At 62.1% G+C, this 17,115-nt stretch carries 18 protein-coding genes; 16 read left to right on the forward strand and 2 right to left on the reverse strand.

Annotated elements, in window-relative coordinates:
- Positions 1-19 precede the first annotated feature (19 nt).
- Positions 20-559, reverse strand: coding sequence for a flavodoxin family protein (locus KHO33_RS42890; protein ID WP_407946162.1), 540 nt, complete (start codon positions 557-559; stop codon positions 20-22).
- Between the two features lie 274 nt (positions 560-833).
- Between KHO33_RS42890 and KHO33_RS04960 the strand changes: the two genes are divergently transcribed.
- The 15 genes from KHO33_RS04960 to KHO33_RS05030 all read left to right on the forward strand — a co-directional run bounded on the left by KHO33_RS04960 (position 834) and on the right by KHO33_RS05030 (position 14,296).
- Positions 834-1,073: a hypothetical protein gene (locus KHO33_RS04960; RefSeq protein ID WP_054037462.1), complete on the forward strand. Its 240-nt coding sequence runs from the start codon at positions 834-836 to the stop codon at positions 1,071-1,073.
- Positions 1,074-1,181: 108 nt separating this feature from the next.
- The gene (gene arcD / locus KHO33_RS04965; RefSeq protein WP_054037464.1) at positions 1,182-2,663 is read left to right on the forward strand and encodes an arginine-ornithine antiporter; all 1,482 of its coding nucleotides are present in this window, start codon (positions 1,182-1,184) and stop codon (positions 2,661-2,663) included.
- 25 nt (positions 2,664-2,688) lie between these two features.
- Complete coding sequence (locus tag KHO33_RS04970) at positions 2,689-3,906, forward strand: arginine deiminase (RefSeq protein ID WP_200564572.1); 1,218 nt, start codon at positions 2,689-2,691, stop codon at positions 3,904-3,906.
- Between the two features lie 39 nt (positions 3,907-3,945).
- The gene (argF, locus tag KHO33_RS04975; protein WP_054037467.1) at positions 3,946-4,944 is read left to right on the forward strand and encodes an ornithine carbamoyltransferase; all 999 of its coding nucleotides are present in this window, start codon (positions 3,946-3,948) and stop codon (positions 4,942-4,944) included.
- A gap of 9 nt (positions 4,945-4,953) precedes the next feature.
- Positions 4,954-5,865, forward strand: a complete 912-nt coding sequence (gene arcC, locus KHO33_RS04980; RefSeq protein WP_200564571.1) for a carbamate kinase — start codon at positions 4,954-4,956, stop codon at positions 5,863-5,865.
- A gap of 222 nt (positions 5,866-6,087) precedes the next feature.
- Positions 6,088-6,924, forward strand: a complete 837-nt coding sequence (locus KHO33_RS04985) for a universal stress protein (RefSeq protein WP_054037469.1) — start codon at positions 6,088-6,090, stop codon at positions 6,922-6,924.
- A gap of 44 nt (positions 6,925-6,968) precedes the next feature.
- Positions 6,969-7,472, forward strand: a complete 504-nt coding sequence (locus KHO33_RS04990) for a universal stress protein (RefSeq protein ID WP_054037471.1) — start codon at positions 6,969-6,971, stop codon at positions 7,470-7,472.
- On the forward strand, positions 7,469-8,296 hold the full coding sequence (locus tag KHO33_RS04995; RefSeq protein WP_054037473.1) for a universal stress protein: 828 nt from the start codon (positions 7,469-7,471) through the stop codon (positions 8,294-8,296). Before KHO33_RS04990 ends, KHO33_RS04995 begins: the two co-directional genes overlap by 4 nt.
- Positions 8,297-8,765: 469 nt before the next feature.
- Positions 8,766-10,718, forward strand: a complete 1,953-nt coding sequence (locus KHO33_RS05000; RefSeq protein WP_234480514.1) for a sensor histidine kinase — start codon at positions 8,766-8,768, stop codon at positions 10,716-10,718.
- The gene (locus tag KHO33_RS05005) at positions 10,715-11,362 is read left to right on the forward strand and encodes a response regulator (RefSeq protein ID WP_054037475.1); all 648 of its coding nucleotides are present in this window, start codon (positions 10,715-10,717) and stop codon (positions 11,360-11,362) included. The genes KHO33_RS05000 and KHO33_RS05005 overlap by 4 nt, the downstream gene beginning before the upstream one ends.
- Before the next feature lie 191 nt (positions 11,363-11,553).
- Positions 11,554-11,985, forward strand: coding sequence for a response regulator (locus KHO33_RS05010; RefSeq protein WP_054037477.1), 432 nt, complete (start codon positions 11,554-11,556; stop codon positions 11,983-11,985).
- Positions 11,978-12,760 carry a helix-turn-helix domain-containing protein gene (locus KHO33_RS05015; protein ID WP_128576503.1) on the forward strand — a complete coding sequence of 261 codons (783 nt, stop codon included), beginning with the start codon at positions 11,978-11,980 and terminating at the stop codon, positions 12,758-12,760. Before KHO33_RS05010 ends, KHO33_RS05015 begins: the two co-directional genes overlap by 8 nt.
- Before the next feature lie 308 nt (positions 12,761-13,068).
- Positions 13,069-13,362 (forward strand): c-type cytochrome, encoded by a 294-nt coding sequence (locus tag KHO33_RS05020; protein WP_407946165.1) that lies wholly within the window; start codon positions 13,069-13,071, stop codon positions 13,360-13,362.
- Between the two features lie 46 nt (positions 13,363-13,408).
- The gene (locus KHO33_RS05025) at positions 13,409-13,783 is read left to right on the forward strand and encodes a DUF3564 domain-containing protein (protein WP_200564569.1); all 375 of its coding nucleotides are present in this window, start codon (positions 13,409-13,411) and stop codon (positions 13,781-13,783) included.
- A gap of 36 nt (positions 13,784-13,819) precedes the next feature.
- Positions 13,820-14,296 (forward strand): hypothetical protein, encoded by a 477-nt coding sequence (locus KHO33_RS05030; RefSeq protein WP_054037479.1) that lies wholly within the window; start codon positions 13,820-13,822, stop codon positions 14,294-14,296.
- Positions 14,297-14,413: 117 nt separating this feature from the next.
- On the opposite strand, the gene KHO33_RS05035 is transcribed toward KHO33_RS05030, so the two are convergent.
- Positions 14,414-14,605 (reverse strand): DUF2964 family protein, encoded by a 192-nt coding sequence (locus tag KHO33_RS05035; protein ID WP_054037481.1) that lies wholly within the window; start codon positions 14,603-14,605, stop codon positions 14,414-14,416.
- A gap of 445 nt (positions 14,606-15,050) precedes the next feature.
- On the opposite strand from KHO33_RS05035, the gene acs reads away from it, so the two are divergent.
- A complete protein-coding gene (acs, locus tag KHO33_RS05040) occupies positions 15,051-17,027 on the forward strand; it encodes an acetate--CoA ligase (protein WP_054037484.1) in 1,977 nt (658 codons plus the stop codon).
- Positions 17,028-17,115: the final 88 nt, after the last annotated feature.

Here is a 17,115-nt window from a genome sequence, read left to right on the forward strand (position 1 = left end):
CGCTCAATCCTCTGAATCATCACATCAATTCAAGCGTTCTGGATCTGGCGATGTGTCCTTTGAGCACGTGCGCAAAGACGGCCAATGCGGCATTTGCATCTTTGTGCGCCTCAGCGGCTGTCACCTTGCATTCGGCAACTGCCAGCCGGCCCACAAGCTCACGCATTCGCCTCATAGCTTTGTCAGCGCCTCGTCCGCCGAAGCTGCAAAAGAACGCGACCTGCGGAAGCCGCGCACGGTTCTCGACGAGATAGGAGCGAACCGGCGCGGACACCGAACCGGCCCAGACCGGCGTGCCTATTACGATCAGGTCGTACGCCGTGACATCGCGTCCGGCTGGAACGATTTCAACGGGACGCCTCATGATGATGTCAGCCAGCGAGCGCAAATATCCACCCACCCCTTTGCGATTGCTGAAATCGCAAATCTCTTCGAGATCCGCTGCCAGCATTTTCGCCATTGCCTGCGCGAGCAACCGTGTGGTGCCGGTGCGCGAGAAATAGACAACAAGGACTTTCGCCTGGGACATTTCAATCTCCTCACCACAGTTGTCGCGCATTCACGTGCGGCAATCGCTGTGCATGTCGGGAGCATAGGCGTGGATGAGAGCGTTCTTATGATCCATGTCAATCGACGGACTCGCCCGTCGGCACGTCCAGTTGTCGTGTAGGAAAAAGCTGACACGAACGAAGGACATCCTACGCAAAGCTCGGCGCTACCTGATTTGTTTCGAGCGGCCGCTGCCCAATACTGAATTTCAAGACAAGCACGGATCGATTGCCCCGCGACGTTATCGCAGCATCTGCCGAAAGTGACCCGTAAGGAGACCGGCCATGTCAAACGCCAACCCTTCCGCCAACGCCGCGACGCTGGCCGGACATCCCCAAAACACGCGTGACGCAGCGAGCGAATTCGATGAGATCCTCGCGCTGGCCCGTGAGGCCGGCATGTTGATCACCCTGGACGGGCAAATCGGCCGCGAAAAATACCAGAGCATCGCCGGCTCGTTGCATGCCTTCAAACGCTTCGCTGAAGCGTTCTGCGAAAGCCTCAGCCAACGTGCGACGGCCTGACGAAGCGTGCGGTTCTTGTCCGACCCCGTATTGACTGATCCAGATCAATCGGCCAGCCATCCGGAAGTGACCTAATCAACGCGTCTTAAACATTAACGAGGGCATGTCATGAAGAATCTAGCGGATTCATTGTCGGGGCCGCCTGTATCCGGCGTGGCCACCCAGACGAAGGCCTCGGCGGCAAAACCCTTGCGGCTCGGCCTGCTCACGGCGCTTGTGATCGGGTCGATGATCGGCAGCGGTGTCTTTTCACTGCCGCAGAACATGGCATCGGGCGCCGGTGCCGCCGCAGTGTTGATTGGTTGGCTGATTACCGGAGTGGGCATGTTGATGCTCGCCTTCGTCTATCAGACCCTGACGACGCGAAAGCCCGATCTCGACAACGGCATCTATGCGTACGCCCGCGCCAGTGCCGGCGACTTCGTCGGCTTCAACTCCGCATGGGGCTACTGGGTCAGCGCGTGGATCGGCAATGTCGGCTATCTCGTCATCGTGTTCGGCACACTCGGTTATTTCTTTCCGTTATTCGGCGACGGCAATACACGCGCCGCCGTACTGGGCGCGTCGATCGTGCTGTGGATCATGCATGCGGTGATTCTGCGCGGCGTGCGCAGCGCGGCCGTTCTCAATGCGATCACTACGGTGGCCAAGGTCATTCCTTTGGTGCTGTTCATTCTGCTCGCGCTCGCGGCATTCAGAAGCCACATCTTCACGCAAGACTTCTGGGGCAGCCCGAAGCTCGGCAGTGTGTTCACGCAGGTCAAAAGCACGATGTTGATCACCGTCTGGGTGTTCATCGGCATCGAGGGCGCCAATGTGTTTTCGGCCCGCGCGCAACGTCGCGAAGATATTGGACGCGCGACGATGCTCGGTTTCGCCGTGGTGTTGCTTCTGCTGATGGCCGTTTCGCTGCTCTCGCTTGGCATCGTCTCGCAGAGCGATCTGGCCGCAATGAAGAACCCATCGATGGCCGGCGTGCTCGACAAGGCCGTCGGCACCTGGGGCGCAGTGCTGATCAGCATCGGGCTGCTGGTGTCGGTAGGCGGCGCACTGCTCGCATGGACCTTGCTGGCGGCGGAAACGCTGTTCACACCTGCGAGCGGCGGCGTGATGCCGGCCTTCCTCGCGCGCGAGAACAGCCACGGCGTACCTGCCAATGCACTGTGGGTGACAAACGGGCTCGTGCAGTTGTTCCTGATCATCACACTGGTGTCGAACGCGACCTACCAGGCGTTGATCTCGCTCGCGACCTCGATGATCCTGATTCCCTATCTTTTCTCGGCCGTGTACGCAACCCGCATTGCCATGCGCGGCGACGGCTACGCCGTAACCGACACCGTCCGTGGACGCGACATGCTGATCGGCGCGGCTGCAAGCGTCTACTGCTGCTGGCTGCTGTATGCGGCCGGCCCGAAGTATCTGCTGCTTTCCGCTCTGCTCTACGCACCTGGCGTCCTGCTGTATGGCTGGGCAAAACACGAACGCGGCGCACATCTTTTCAAGCCCTTCGAAGCCGTCATTCTGGCCGCGCTGATCGGACTCGCCGTAATCGCCGCGTGGCTGCTGTCAAGCGGTGCGTTAGGCCTCTAAGCCCCCCATTACAAGGAGAACCTCTATGGCACCCGGCGTCTTTTCCGAGGTCGGCACCTTGCGCAAGGTCATGGTCTGCCGGCCCGGGCTCGCCCAGGCGCGCCTGACCCCGGCCAATTGCCGTGAACTGCTGTTCGACGATGTGTTGTGGGTCTCCCAGGCCAAAACTGACCACTACGCGTTCGTTAGCGCGATGCAGGATCGCGGCATTGAAGTGCTCGATATGCATGACCTGCTCGCGGACATTCTGCAAGGCCAGGACGCACGCGACTGGGTACTCGAACGCAAGCTGTCCTCGGGTACCGTCGACCTGGAGCTGTCCGCACAACTGCTGCCCTGGCTCGACGAGATGAAAGCCGACGAGCTCGCCACCCGGCTGATCGGCGGGATCGTGCGGGCCGAGCTGCCGTTTGAGTCCACGGGTCTGCTGTCGCAATGCACAGAACCTGCCGGATTTCTCCTTCCGCCGTTGCCCAATACGCTGTTTACCCGCGACAACAGTTGCTGGATCAACGACGGCGCCGTACTCGGCTCGATGTACTGGCCGGCGCGCCGCCAGGAAACGCTGCTGAGCGCGGCAATCTACCGTTTTCATCCGCTGTTCAGCGGCGGCACACGCATCTGGTGGGGCGGCCCTGACGTCGATCACGGCGGCGCTACGCTGGAAGGCGGCGACGTCATGCCTTTATCGCGCGACGTCGTACTGATCGGCATGGGTGAGCGCACGTCGCCGCAGGGCGTCGCGCAACTTGCGCGATCCCTTTTCGCGCATGAATCGGTGAAACATGTGATCGCCGCACAGTTGCCGCGTTCGCGCGGCGCCATGCACCTCGATACGGTGTTCACCTTCTGCGACCGGGATCTGGTCACGATCTTTCCGGAAGTTGTCGACGGCATCCGCTGCACCAGCCTGCGCCCGTCGCAACGGCCACACGCGCTCGATGTCCGGCCCGAGACCGCACCGTTTCTCGAGGTGGTCGCCCGGGCGCTAGGTCTTAAGGAACTTCGCACCGTCGCCACCGGCGGCGATACATGGGAGGCCGAGCGCGAACAGTGGGACGACGGCAATAACGTGATCGCACTCGCGCCAGGCGTCGTGGTGGCCTACAACCGCAACGTCTACACGAACACGCTGCTGCGTAAGGCGGGCGTCGAAGTCATCACGATTCCGAGCGGCGAATTGGGGCGCGGGCGCGGCGGCGGACATTGCATGACCTGCCCGATCGAACGCGATCCCGCCTGACACCCCGCCCGCCTCGCCTATTTCAAGGAACCGCACACCATGGCATTCAACCTGCGCAACCGCAGCCTGCTGAACATGCAGGACTTCACTCCGCGCGACATCCGATTTCTCCTCGATCTCGCCGCGGAGCTGAAGCGCGCAAAGTACGCTGGCAACGAAGTCGCGCGGCTCAACGGCAAGAATATCGCGCTGATTTTCGAAAAGACCTCGACCCGCACGCGCTGTGCCTTCGAGGTTGCCGTGCACGACCAGGGCGGCCATGTCACCTACATCGATTCGGCGAGCTCGCAGCTTGGCCGCAAGGAGTCGCTCAAGGACACGGCGCGCGTGCTCGGCCGGCTCTACGACGGGATTGAATATCGCGGCTTTCACCAGAACGTGGTGGAAGATCTCGCGTTGTATTCGCATGTTCCCGTATGGAACGGACTGACCGACGAATTTCATCCGACCCAGGTGCTCGCGGACTTGCTGACGATGCAGGAATTCGGCGAAAAGCCGCTGCACGAACTGTCGTTCTGCTACCTCGGCGACGCCCGTTTCAACATGGGCAATTCGCTGCTGATCGGCGGCGTGCAGATGGGCATGGATGTGCGCATTGCCGCGCCGCGCGAACTGTGGCCTCACGATGATCTCGTGACACAGATGCGGCGCCTTGCGGAGCGGACGGGTGCTCGCGTGGCGATCGTCGAGGATCCGCATGAGGCCGTGAGCGGCGCCGACTTCGTCTATACCGACGTGTGGGTTTCAATGGGCGAGCCGGTGGAGGCTTGGGGGCCGCGCATCGAGCTTTTGCGGCCATACCAGGTCAATGCCGCGTTGATGAAAGCAACGGGCAAGCAGCGCACCCGCTTCATGCATTGCCTACCCGCTTATCACAATCTCGAGACCGAAACCGGCCGGCAGATTCACGAGCACTTCGGTCTGTCCGAGCTCGAAGTTAGCGACGAAGTCTTCGAATCGAATGCGTCGATTGTGTTCTCGCAGGCTGAAAACCGCATGCATACGATCAAGGCGGTACTCGTGGCGACACTCGCTTAAGGATCCATCATGCGCATCCTGATCGCACTGGGTGGCAACGCGCTGCTTCGGCGCGGCGAGCCGATGACGATGTCACACCAGATCGCCAATATCCGCCGCGCCGCACAGCAGATCGCGCGGCTAGCCGACGGCAACCAGCTGGTCATCGCGCATGGCAACGGCCCTCAGGTCGGCCTGCTGGCACTACAGGCCGCCGCCGCTGGCCCGACTGGTGCGGCGCCGCTCGATGTGCTCGACGCCGAGTCGGAAGGCATGATCGGCTATCTGCTCGAGCAGGAACTGGCCAACGCATTGCCGCCGCAGCGGCAAGTGGCGACACTGCTGACGCGCGTCGAGGTCGACGCCGACGACCCTGCCTTCACTCACCCCACCAAGCCAATCGGTCCCGTTTACACGGAGGCCCAGGCAGAACGTCTGGCCATCAGCAACGGCTGGAGCGTCGCTCGAGATGGCGACAGTTTCCGGCGCGTCGTCGCGTCGCCGAAACCGCGACGCATCATGGCGCTTCAACCCATTCACTGGTTGCTCGATCACGATGCCGTGGTGATCGCAGCCGGGGGCGGCGGAATTCCGGTCACGGTCGCAGCGGACGGCCGGACTCGCTGCGGCGTGGAGGCCGTGATCGACAAGGATCTGTGCAGCGCGCTGCTTGCGGCAGACGTGGACGCCGATCTGCTGCTGATCGCGACCGACGTTGACGCGGTTTATGCCGACTGGCACACGCCCTGCGAACGCGTGCTGAGCGAGGTGTCGGTTGCGGGACTTCGGTCGATGTCTTTCCCGGCCGGCTCAATGGGGCCGAAGGTCGAGGCCGCGTGCGAGTTCGTCTCGCGCACTGGCCGGCCGGCAGTCATCGGCTCGCTCGATCGCATCGAGGCGATGGCAAACGGCACGGCAGGTACGCGCGTCGTGTGCGCGTAAACAACGTTTGGCGATCGGGTAACCCGTGATCGAACCGGTTAATGCGGCGCTCGAATCGAGCGTCCGCTATCTCGCCGCCTATCTGGCCGGGCGTCGCATTCCCGTCCGGATGAAGTATCACGCGCTACCGCGCCGTTGATCTCGATCAACGCCGGCACCTACCCGGCTCCTAGACTCAGATCACGCGTTCAAGCGCCACTCACCCACTTCTGGAGCACTGCAATGACTTACAAGACCATCGTCGTTCACCTGGATACAAGTGAGCGCGCGCACCCCAGGCTCGAATTCGCCCTGCGGCTCGCCAAGCAGTTCGACGCCCATCTGACCGGTGTGTTTGCCGTGTTCACGCCCGATCCGCGCTCGCTCAACGTTATGGCCGGAACCGCCGAATACTACGGTACGCACGAACAGTTGCGCGCGGAACGCCGCGGCGCGCTCGAACGGCTCTTTCATGCGGAACTGCGCCGTGCGGGAGTTGCCGGCGAGTGGATCGCTGTCGACGCCCCGGCTAGCCTCGCCGTGCCGCAGCGCGGCCGGTGCGCTGACCTGATCATTGCCAGCCAGGACGACCCGCACGATCCGGAATCGTACGTCGGCGATTTTTTCCCTGAAAACCTGATCATGTCCGCAGGCCGGCCGGTGTTGCTGGTGCCGTACGCCAGCAACGTCACGTCATCCGGCGCGCACGTAATGGTCGCCTGGGACGGTAGCCGCGAAGCCACCCGCGCGGTACACGATGCGCTGCCGTTCATGCGCGCGGCGAAGACCACCACGGTCGTCACCGTCAACGGCGAGCGGGGCAAGCCGCGCGTGCGCATTCCGGGCGCGGATATCGCCACGCTCATCGCGCGGCACGGCGTGAACGTCGAGGTCAAGGATATTGAGGTCGGCCGCGATGCCTCGATCGGGGACGCGCTGTTGTCACAGGTATCCGCGATCGGCGCGGATCTGCTCGTGACGGGTGCTTACGGACACGCCCGCTGGCAGGAACTGGTGATGGGCGGCGCGACCCGCACGATCCTTAGATCAATGACCGTGCCGGTACTGATGTCGCATTGATGAACCGGAACGTCGAGTCAGTTCCATTCAGGAGAGAATTCACCATGTATCAACAGATTCTGGTTGCCGTCGACGGCAGTGAAACGTCCGCACGCGCCCTGGACGCAGCCTTGCAACTCGCGCGCGATTCCGGCGCAAGACTACAACCCCTTTTTGTCGTAGACGTCCCGTTGATGTCATACGACGTACCCGGTTACGACCCTTCCTACGTCCGCACGGCGCTGCTCGAGGAAGGCGCGCATGTGATCGAGGACGCAGTGGCGAGCATGAAGCGGGCCGGTGTGCAGGGCACGCCACGCATCGCCGAAACCGACCTGGCGGGCGACGACATCGCCCATTGCATACTGCACGCGGCAAGCGATTTCAAGGCCGACCTGGTGGTCATGGGCACGCATGGAAGGCGGGGTTTCCAAAGGCTGGTGCTCGGCAGTGTCGCCGAACGTTTCCTGCGCATCGCGCAGTGCGCGGTGCTGATGATCTCGGCACACAGCGCCAAACCTGTGGCAAGCGACGCACAGGTAGCCGAACCGATCAGGGAGCCGTCATGACCTGCAAAACCCTGCTGGTGCATCTCGACGACAGCACCCATAGCACCGCGAGGATCGAGTTCGCACTTGAACTGGCCGGCCGGCACGACGCGCATCTGATCGGCCTGTATGTGGTTTGTCAGGATCTGACGCAGCCGATGTTTCTCCACGGCGAACGCGCACTGGTCGCGATTCGCGAAGCGCAACACGAGGCCAATCTTAAAGACGCGCAGGCGCGCTTTCTGGCGGCGGGCGAACGGGCCGGGCGCGGTGTGGAATGGCGGGCGCCGGGCGGGCCGGCGGTGGAAGCAGCGGTCTTGCACGCACGCCACGCCGACCTCCTGATCCTCGGTCAGGATGATCCCGACGATCCGTCATCCTATATCGCACGCCACTTTGTCGAGGACGTGCTGATGAGCTCGGGCCGCCCTGCCATTGTGCTGCCCTATGCCGGGGCCGTCCGTTCGTTTGCCGAAAACGTGCTGATCGCGTGGGACGGCAGCCGAGAGAGCGCCCGGGCGATGGCCGACGCCTTACCCCTGATTAAGCGCGCGAAATTCGTCACCGTGATGACCCTGGAGCGTCACCCGGACAGTGAAGCCTCAGCCGGCATCGACGTCTCCGCCTGGCTTGAACGGCACGACATCCAGGCGGGATTCGCGGCCGCGCCTAAGGTGGCCGGGGTCCCCACGGGTGCGCTGCTGTTGAACATGCTGGCCGATCATCATATCGATCTGGTGGTGATGGGTGCATATGGGCATACGCGCGTGCAGGAACGGCTGCTCGGCGGCGTCACACGGACCATGCTTCAGTCGATGACCGTGCCGGTGCTGATGTCGCACTGATCTGGCAATTCAGGAATTGCGCGAAAAAAGCCCTCGCGCAAATTAAAGCGCCCGGTTTTCAGGGCGCTTCTTTTTTTGGAGCCTCGGCCCCCGGCACGGCTCCCATCGCGAGGTGGCTGCATACTGGCACGATCCGTGCAAACCGCGCACAATGGGCGACGCATACGTTGTTCCGGCTGGCTGCAGTTAACGAAAATCACCGTGATGTTTCCCGATCCGCGCCGCGCCCGCGTCATCAGTCAGCGTGGCGGATTGCCTACCATCCAATGAGGCGCACATGCCCTCTCGCGGTAACACGCCGTTCGCTAAAAAATCGCCTTTACCCATGCGGGTTGTCCCGCCTGAGCGACGTCCCATGCTTGCCGCGGCGGTCACATTCGCGGTCGTTCTTATGACTGCGCTTGGTGCTTGGCGCTGGGTCGGCGAGCACTCATTGCGCGCCGCCAACAGCCGCTTTGAACAGAATACTATGCGTATCACCGCTGATCTGCAGCGCGAGTTCACCTCCAGCGAATCACTGCTGCGCGGCGCGCGCGGCTTGCTCTCCGTCGCGCCAGCGGACGATGCCGACGCCTGGCGCCGATATGTCGCGCAACTCGATCTGGACGAAGCGTCGTCCGTGGTGCGCACACTTGGCTATGCTGAGGTTGACGCCGCCGCTATCGCCCGCCTGACGGGCGGCGCCGCTAACGCCGCCGGACCAGCCGCCGCGCCACAACCGGTCGCGCCGGTGACCCAGATGGCGCCGGCCGCCGTCGATGCGATGCCTGTCGGCTACGACCTGGCGAACGCTCCGGCGAGCCGGGCGGCGTTGCTGCACGCAATCGATACAGGGGCAAGCGCGCTCGACGCGGACGCAGCGCCGTTCGGCGATGCCGGCTCGAACCCTCACCCTCGTCTCTACGTCTATTTTCCGGTGTACTCGGACGCCGGATTGCCGTCGACACCACAAGCGCGCCGCGCGGGCATCAAGCGGCTGCTGGTAGCGGCGCTCGATACCAGCCGTGTGTTCGACAACGCCCTCGCCCGGCAACGGCGCATTGATCTGCAGGTATTTGGCGGAACCCCAGCCACGCTGCTTTATTCGTCCGCCGCAGCAGACGACGACCTGGTGGAGACGAGCCCTGTCTTCCGTAAAACCGATACCTTGCGCGTCGGCGGTGTACCGCTCACGCTGTCGTACACCGCGAGCGGCCGCTATCTGCGAGCCGAGGACGAATTTGCAGAAACCACGGTGCTGATCGCCGGCGTTGCGGCAGCGTGCCTGCTCAGTGCCATGGCTTTCCTGATTGCCAGCGAACGCGGCGGCGGATCGATAGCGACGAGCAAGGCGCGCAGCCAGTCGACCCTGAACGAGGCACGCATGATGGGGATCATTCGCTCGTCGATGGAAGCCATCATTACCGTCGACGAACGGCAGAACATCGTCATTTTCAATCCAATGGCCGAACAGGTTTTCGGATGTACCGCAATGGAAGCGGTCGGCGCCTCGCTCTCGCGCTTCATTCCCGAGCGCTTTCGCGCGGGACACGCGCGGCACGTCGAACAGTTCGGCGTGACCGGCGTTTCCGACCGCCAGATGGGCAAGCAGCGCGTACTGTTCGGCTTGCGGAGCAACGGTGAAGAGTTTCCTATTGAAGCGTCGATCTCGCAGATCCGTGATGGCGATGGCAAGCTGTACACAGTTATGCTGCGCGACATCACTGAGCGGGTAAAAGCGGAAAATGCGCAGCGGCAATCGCGCGAGGAACTACGCGAGCTCTCGGCAAATCTCCAGAAAGTTCGCGAGGAAGAAAAAACCCGCATCGCACGCGAGCTGCACGACGACCTTGGGCAGCAATTGACTGCCCTCAAGATGGACATTTCGTCGGTCGAACAGGAGCTCGAAACCACTGCTGAACCCCGCCTGATGCAGCAACTGCGCGGGATGCGCCGGTTGATCGATGCGACGGTCGCGTCAGTGCGCCGGATCGCTGCCGATCTGCGCCCGGTCATGCTCGACGATCTCGGTCTGATTCCTGCGATCGAATGGCTCGCCAATGACTTTACAAACCGCTATGGCATCGATGTGGAGCGCCGGATCGAAGTCGGCGACACCAGCTTTACGCCAAATGGCGCGACGACGCTATTTCGTATCGTCCAGGAGGCGTTGACCAATGTCGCCCGGCATGCGGAAGCGACGCTCGTCACGCTGACTGTGCGCATCGAAGGAGGTGCTTGCGTGTTGCAAATCGCGGATAACGGTCACGGCGCGAACCGCTCGCCCACCTCCGCCGAGAAATCATTTGGCCTGCTCGGTATCCGCGAACGTGCACATATGCTGGGCGGCACGGTCGACATCCACAGTTCCAATGGCAACGGCTTTGCGCTGACCGTCACCTTTCCGGTCACGGCGGTGCAACAGCAGGAGATGCAAACATGATTCGAGTGCTGATAGCCGACGACCATGCCCTCGTACGCGATGGCCTGCGGCATATCCTGCAGAACGCGAGCGGCTTCGAGGTGGTCGGCGAGGCCAATGACGGCATCAGCACGATCGCGCTGACCCGCTCGAACGCTGCCGACGTGCTCGTACTCGATCTGTCGATGCCGGGCAGAAACGGCGTCGAACTGATCAAGCAGATCAAGGAGGAAAAACCGGCACTGCGGATCCTCGTGCTCACCATGCACGCGGAGCAGCAGTACGCGGTACGCGCTTTCAAGGCGGGCGCATCAGGGTATCTGACCAAGGAAAGTGCCAGCGCCGAGTTGGTCTCCGCCGTCACCAAAGTCGCATCCGGAGGTGTTTACGTGAGCCTCGCGATGGCCGAGCGATTTGCGCAGAGCCTGAACGAGCCTGCTGACACGTTACCCCATCAACGTCTATCCGACCGTGAATTCGATGTGTTCCGCCGCATCGCCGCGGGGCAGACCCTGACCGAAATCGCCGCGGAGTTGTGTGTCAGCAGCAAGACGGTGAGCACCTATAAAACGCGCATCCTCGAAAAAATGCAGATGCCGCACGAAGCCGCGCTGGTGCGTTACGCGCTGCGCCACAAGCTGCTCGGAGAAGACGACGAAATCTAGATCTGTATCCGGGACGGCGCGCAGGCCGTCGGGTTAGAGCCAATCGTCACATCAATTCGCCGCTCACGCGGCTACATCTCCTTCCGCATTTGCCGTCTGTAGGAAATCCCCTACACGCCTTCGCGCTCGCCTACCTGAAGTTCGTTCGCCGCCGATTTTAAATTGAGACAGCGCGGCCGATACTTCGAGCCATGAACTCCAGCCCGTCCCAACAAACACTGCGCGTTTTCCTCGTGGAAGACACGATCCCGATCAGACAACGGATGGCGGCCCGCTTCGGCGCCATCGACGGCGTCGAGATTGTCGGCGAAGCCGAAGAATCCGATGCCGCGCTCGCCGGTATCGACGCCACCGGAACCGATGTCGTGGTCGCGGATTTTCGCCTGACCGGCGGCACCGGCATGGAACTGCTGCAGAGCATCGCGCGCAGCACGTCGCCGGTAATCACGATCGTACTGACGAATCATTCGAGCGCGGCCTTCAGGCAGGCGTGCCTCGCGGCCGGCGCTCAGTACTTCTTCGACAAGACGAGTGAATTCGATCTTGCATGCAACACGATCAAGCGGATTGCCCACGAGCGTAGCGCACGTGGCCTCAACTACACAGGAGAACATCATGTCTGACGTCGCCGAATACACTGAAATCATGCCGCTGCAGCGTGTCCCACTGCCGGCGTCAGGCCATTCCCCGCTCGCGCCGTCAGTACCGGCCCGCCCCGCCGCACGCTGCTCGACCTGCTCGCTGCGCTCGATCTGCATGCCGCAAGGCTTGACGCCGGCCGAACTGGAGCGCATGGAGTCGCTGATGTGCGTTTCGCGCACCATCAAACAGGGTGAATCGCTATACCGCGCCAACGATTCGTTCCAGAGCATCTATGCGGTCCGGGCTGGTTCGTTCAAGACCGTCGTCATGCATCGCGACGGTCGCGAACAGGTCACCGGTTTTCATCTGGCCGGCGACTCACTCGGTCTCGACGGCGTATGTTCAGGCAAACACAGCTGCGACGCGATCGCCATCGAGGACAGCAACGTCTGCATCATCCCGTTCCATTTGCTCGAAGTCATGTGCCGCGAGGTGAAGGTCGTGCAACAGCACGTCCATCGCCTGATGGGCGGGGAGATCGTTCGCGAGGCGACACTGATGATGCTGCTCGGCACGATGTCCGCCGAGCAGCGGGTCGCCGCATTCCTGCTGAACCTGTCAGGAAGGCTCAAAACACGCGGCTACTCCCCGGCCACGTTCAATCTGCGCATGACACGGGAGGAGATCGGCAGCTATCTTGGGATGAAACTCGAAACCGTCAGCCGCATGTTTTCGAAATTTCAGAAGGACGGCCTTGTCGATACGCACGGCAAACAGATCAGGATTCTCGACCTAGAAGGCCTCGCGCGCGTGTAGCGCCAGACGAAAAGGAGGAGACCCTGAATGAACGCACTTCCCCAGAACACCGCGCACTCGCCGTTGAAATGCGCTTGCCGCGCGACAGCGTCGCCGTGCTCGCTCAGACGGTAGGTCATTTCGATGTTGCGAACCCCGAGGAAAGTAACTGACCGTGGCGGACGCTCGAACGCAACGCGAAACATCGGCTTGATATGAGTCAATCGCAACGGCGACGGCGACTCTACACTGATCTCAGAACCTGTCCTGGAGTGCATATCGTGAATGCCTCGCCCCTGCACTATCTCGCCGCAAGCACACTTGCGCTGTTGCTGGCAGCAAGCGGCGCAGCGCTTGCCCAGTCAGAGCCGACAGCGCTAGTCGATCAACAGCATTGCATGTTCTGCCATACCCGTGATGCGCCATTTCTCGCGCCTTCGTTTCAGCAGATCGCGGAACGCTATCGCGGCGTGCCAAACGCCAGCGTGATGCTTGAGCACAAGCTGCGGCTCGGCGGCAAGGCCCACTGGGGTGACATGGCCATGCCGCTGCCGGCGGATCGCGGTGGCCCATTGACGCCCGAAGATGCTCACACGTTGATCCAGTGGGTTTTAAGCCAATAGCGACCCAGATCGTTTGCCCATGTTCGTGGCATGTACGGAGAACCTCATGCGCCTCACCATCCACCTCGACACGTTCGACCGTGTCAATCCAATGGCATTCGCCATCCTGTGGCTCGACAATGAAAAACGCCAATGGTCGCGCGAGGGGCATATGGGACTCGATTTACCTGAATGGGGCGCCTTGCACGTCGATTGCGGCAACACGCTGATCTGTGGGCCGCACGATTCCACACCCCGCTGCGTCCTCGAAGGACTCGATCTGAACACCGCATCTGGACCATTCGAGGGTGAAACCGGACACGCACAATGGTGCGCCGACGCCGGCAGATCGCTGATAACCGGCCACTGGCACGTGCAATGTATCGACAACGAGAACACCGAACCCGAAGACGGTATATTCGCCGCCGACGACAACCCGTAAGCATTGTCGATACGACCAACAGGATGAGGAGCTACCGTGGGAATGACTGCTAATCTGGACGGCGTGCGTCATGCGTACGGACTCTGCTTCGTACGCGCGCCATGGGCCTATTTCACGCGTTTGCCGCTCGACCAGCAATGGGGGGACGGCTGGGAACGCGTGCCTTATCAACAGCACGCCGCAGCCCCTTATACCGACAGTCCCGAGCAGATCCTGACCGTCGCTTTCGATGGCCCGCTCTACACGCCCGATCGCGGCTACGACAGCAAGGAACGCAGCGTCAACGAAATCAACCGCGGCGAGGTGCCATGGCTGCATACGCAAAGCTTTGTCAGCAATGCACCGATTCACATCATGGCAGGCGTCACGCTTGAGTCATTTGTGGAGCAGGTCGAACTTGCGGGCGGTCACGTGTTTGCACCGCTCGGCTGGGGCGCTTTGCGACTCGAACCAGTTGCGCGCGCGGCGTCGTCGAATACGCCGACTCCGGCGTGCGGCACGGCCAAAGCCTGAAGCGATCAACGCATATTACCCGCATTACCGCATCATCCCGGCTCATCGCGCGCCATCCCAACCTCCTCCCAGCGCCACATACGGCGCCATCGCATCCGCACACCTCCCGGCGGCGTGCTAGGAATCGTCGCCCGCTGAAGGGTTAAGCAGCAGGACGAAACAGGCAACGCCGGCAACAAGCCCGGCCGCGCCGAAACGAATGAAGTCCGTGCTATCGAACAACAGCCCACGGATTAATCCCGCGAGGCCTGCTAACGCGATAAAGACGGCAACGGTCGCAAAGATGATTCTGGATTCTGTCCGGACCATGATTCCTCCCTCTCGGCTCAATGCGCGTCGTTTCAAATCGACGTGGCAGTTCGCGAGCCGTCAATGACACATTCATCATCGACCCAATCGAAGTATTGCGATTGATTTGCATCAAGGTCTGGAAGCTCCGCATCACGTGCAGGTGATGCAAGCGCCTTGCAACGTTGATGGTTCATCCATCAGCAGAAAGGCGACCAGCACTCGGTGCAGCTCACCTCTTGATGTGAATCAAGTGCATCGTCGGCCAGACCGTCATAGTCCTTACACACACCCACGCTGAATCATCACCGGCCCCCGTTCCGTCGTATCTGCCTGGCAGCCGTCGCCGTTCTCGCGCCAGCCCCCCAGACGCATCGGTGTACGCATCATGGCCATCAAGAGCCATCTCAAGTGACCACGCTGTCGATGCGTGGTCGCCGCCATAACCCCTATGAGGAGACTATGCATGTCTACCGTCGAACTTAATCAACCCAACTCCACGGCGCCGCAGATCCCAGCGCTCAGGCACGCAACCATCGACGGCATGGCGGCTTACCATGCGCTCGTGGCCGAGGCCGAACGCGACTATCCCGCGTTCTGGGCGCGTCTTGCGAGAGAGCATCTCGAGTGGCGCCGACCGTTCACGAAAGTGCTGAACGATACGAACGCGCCCTTCTATCAGTGGTTTGAAGACGGTGAGCTGAACGCTTCATATAACTGCCTCGATCGCAACCTCACCAACGGTCTTGCCGACAAAACGGCTATCGTGTTCGAGGCAGACGACGGCAAAGTCACGCACATCACGTATCAGGCGCTCTATCACCGTGTGTGCAGACTCGCCAACGCGTTGCACGCGCGCGGCGTGAAGAAAGGCGACCGGGTAGTGATCTACATGCCGATGTCGGTGGAAGGCGTCGCCGCCATGCTGGCGTGTGCGCGCATCGGCGCGCCGCACTCCGTCGTGTTCGGCGGCTTCTCCGCGAAATCGCTGCATGAACGGATGGTCGATGTCGGCGCGGTGGCCGTGATTACCGCCGACGAACAGGTGCGCGGCGGCAAGACCCTGCCGCTCAAGACTATCGTCGACGAAGCCCTTGCGATGGGCGGCACCGAAGCCGTTAAAACGGTCGTCATCTATCGCCGTACCGGCGGCCGGATTCCCTGGATCGCAGGACGCGACGCATGGCTGCATGAACTCGAACAGGACCAACCCGATACCTGCGAACCGGAATGGGTCAGTGCGGAACACCCGCTGTTCGTGCTGTACACGTCCGGGTCGACCGGCGCGCCCAAAGGCGTGCAGCACAGCACCGGCGGCTATCTGCTGTGGGCCGCCGTAACGATGAAATGGACCTTCGACATCAAGCCGGCCGATGTCTTCTGGTGTACCGCCGACATCGGCTGGATCACCGGTCACACGTACATCTGCTATGGCCCTACCGCAGTAGGGGCGACCCAGGTGATCTTCGAGGGCGTCCCCACCTATCCGAATGCGGGCCGCTTCTGGGACATGATCCAGCGCCACAAGGTCAGCATCTTCTACACGGCGCCGACCGCCATCCGGTCTCTCATCAAAAGCGCCGACGCCAACGCCGCCGTGCATCCAGGCAGTTTCGACCTGAGCAGCCTGCGCATTCTCGGCACGGTCGGCGAACCGATCAACCCCAGCGCATGGAACTGGTATGCCGAACATGTCGGCGGCGGCCGCTGTCCGGTGCTCGACACGTTCTGGCAAACGGAAACGGGCGGCCACATGATCTCGCCGCTGCCGGGCGCCACCCCGCTCATGCCGGGATCGTGCACGCTGCCGATGCCGGGCATCGACGCGGCGATCGTCGACGAAACCGGCCATGAAGTGGCCAACGGTCAAGGCGGCGTGCTCGTCATCCGCAAGCCGTGGCCTTCGATGATCCGCACGATCTGGGGCAATCCTGAGCGCTTTCGCAACGGTTACTACCCCGAGGAACTCGGCGGCAAGCTGTACCTCGCCGGCGACGGCGCGATTCGTGACCGGGACACGGGCTACTTCACGATCACAGGTCGTATCGATGACGTCCTGAACGTGTCCGGACACCGGATGGGCACGATGGAAATCGAATCGGCGCTGGCGGCCAATCCGCTCGTCGCCGAAGCGGCAGTCGTCGGGCGTCCGGATGAAACGTTCGGTGAGGCCATCGTCGCCTTCGTCGTTCTGAAAACGGCGCGGCCAACCGGTGCTGAGGCTAAGCGCATAGCGGACGAATTGCGCGCCTGGGTCGCCAAGGAAATCGGTCCGATCGCGAAACCGAAGGACATCCGGTTCGGCGACGCCATGCCCAAGACGCGCTCCGGCAAGGTCGTGCGCCGCTTGTTGCGCTCAGTCGCGAAAGGCGAATCGATTACACAAGACACGTCGACCGTCGAAAACCCCGCCGTGATTTCACAGTTCGCCGATTCGATCTGAACGGTCCGGCGGTCCGGCGGTCCGGCGGTGCGCCTCTCCGGCGCTCCGGCGTTCAGACGCTTGATCCTGTTGTGGCCGATGCGCGGCG

This window comes from Paraburkholderia nemoris, from assembly GCF_905221015.1.
Lineage (GTDB): Bacteria > Pseudomonadota > Gammaproteobacteria > Burkholderiales > Burkholderiaceae > Paraburkholderia > Paraburkholderia nemoris.

Bases quoted from the DNA above. Each gene is read 5' to 3' on its own strand.
- KHO33_RS05000 (WP_234480514.1), top strand. From the start codon at position 8,766: ATGCGTATCACCGCTGATCTGCAGCGCGAGTTCACCTCCAGCGAATCA.
- arcC (WP_200564571.1), top strand. From the start codon at position 4,954: ATGCGCATCCTGATCGCACTGGGTGGCAACGCGCTGCTTCGGCGCGGC.
- KHO33_RS04960 (WP_054037462.1), top strand. From the start codon at position 834: ATGTCAAACGCCAACCCTTCCGCCAACGCCGCGACGCTGGCCGGACAT.
- KHO33_RS05025 (WP_200564569.1), top strand. From the start codon at position 13,409: ATGCGCCTCACCATCCACCTCGACACGTTCGACCGTGTCAATCCAATG.
- KHO33_RS42890 (WP_407946162.1), bottom strand. From the start codon at position 559: ATGCGCGACAACTGTGGTGAGGAGATTGAAATGTCCCAGGCGAAAGTC.
- KHO33_RS05015 (WP_128576503.1), top strand. From the start codon at position 11,978: ATGTCTGACGTCGCCGAATACACTGAAATCATGCCGCTGCAGCGTGTC.
- KHO33_RS04985 (WP_054037469.1), top strand. From the start codon at position 6,088: ATGACTTACAAGACCATCGTCGTTCACCTGGATACAAGTGAGCGCGCG.
- KHO33_RS05035 (WP_054037481.1), bottom strand. From the start codon at position 14,605: ATGGTCCGGACAGAATCCAGAATCATCTTTGCGACCGTTGCCGTCTTT.
- argF (WP_054037467.1), top strand. From the start codon at position 3,946: ATGGCATTCAACCTGCGCAACCGCAGCCTGCTGAACATGCAGGACTTC.
- arcD (WP_054037464.1), top strand. From the start codon at position 1,182: ATGAAGAATCTAGCGGATTCATTGTCGGGGCCGCCTGTATCCGGCGTG.
- KHO33_RS05005 (WP_054037475.1), top strand. From the start codon at position 10,715: ATGATTCGAGTGCTGATAGCCGACGACCATGCCCTCGTACGCGATGGC.
- KHO33_RS04970 (WP_200564572.1), top strand. From the start codon at position 2,689: ATGGCACCCGGCGTCTTTTCCGAGGTCGGCACCTTGCGCAAGGTCATG.
- KHO33_RS04995 (WP_054037473.1), top strand. From the start codon at position 7,469: ATGACCTGCAAAACCCTGCTGGTGCATCTCGACGACAGCACCCATAGC.
- KHO33_RS04990 (WP_054037471.1), top strand. From the start codon at position 6,969: ATGTATCAACAGATTCTGGTTGCCGTCGACGGCAGTGAAACGTCCGCA.
- KHO33_RS05010 (WP_054037477.1), top strand. From the start codon at position 11,554: ATGAACTCCAGCCCGTCCCAACAAACACTGCGCGTTTTCCTCGTGGAA.
- acs (WP_054037484.1), top strand. From the start codon at position 15,051: ATGTCTACCGTCGAACTTAATCAACCCAACTCCACGGCGCCGCAGATC.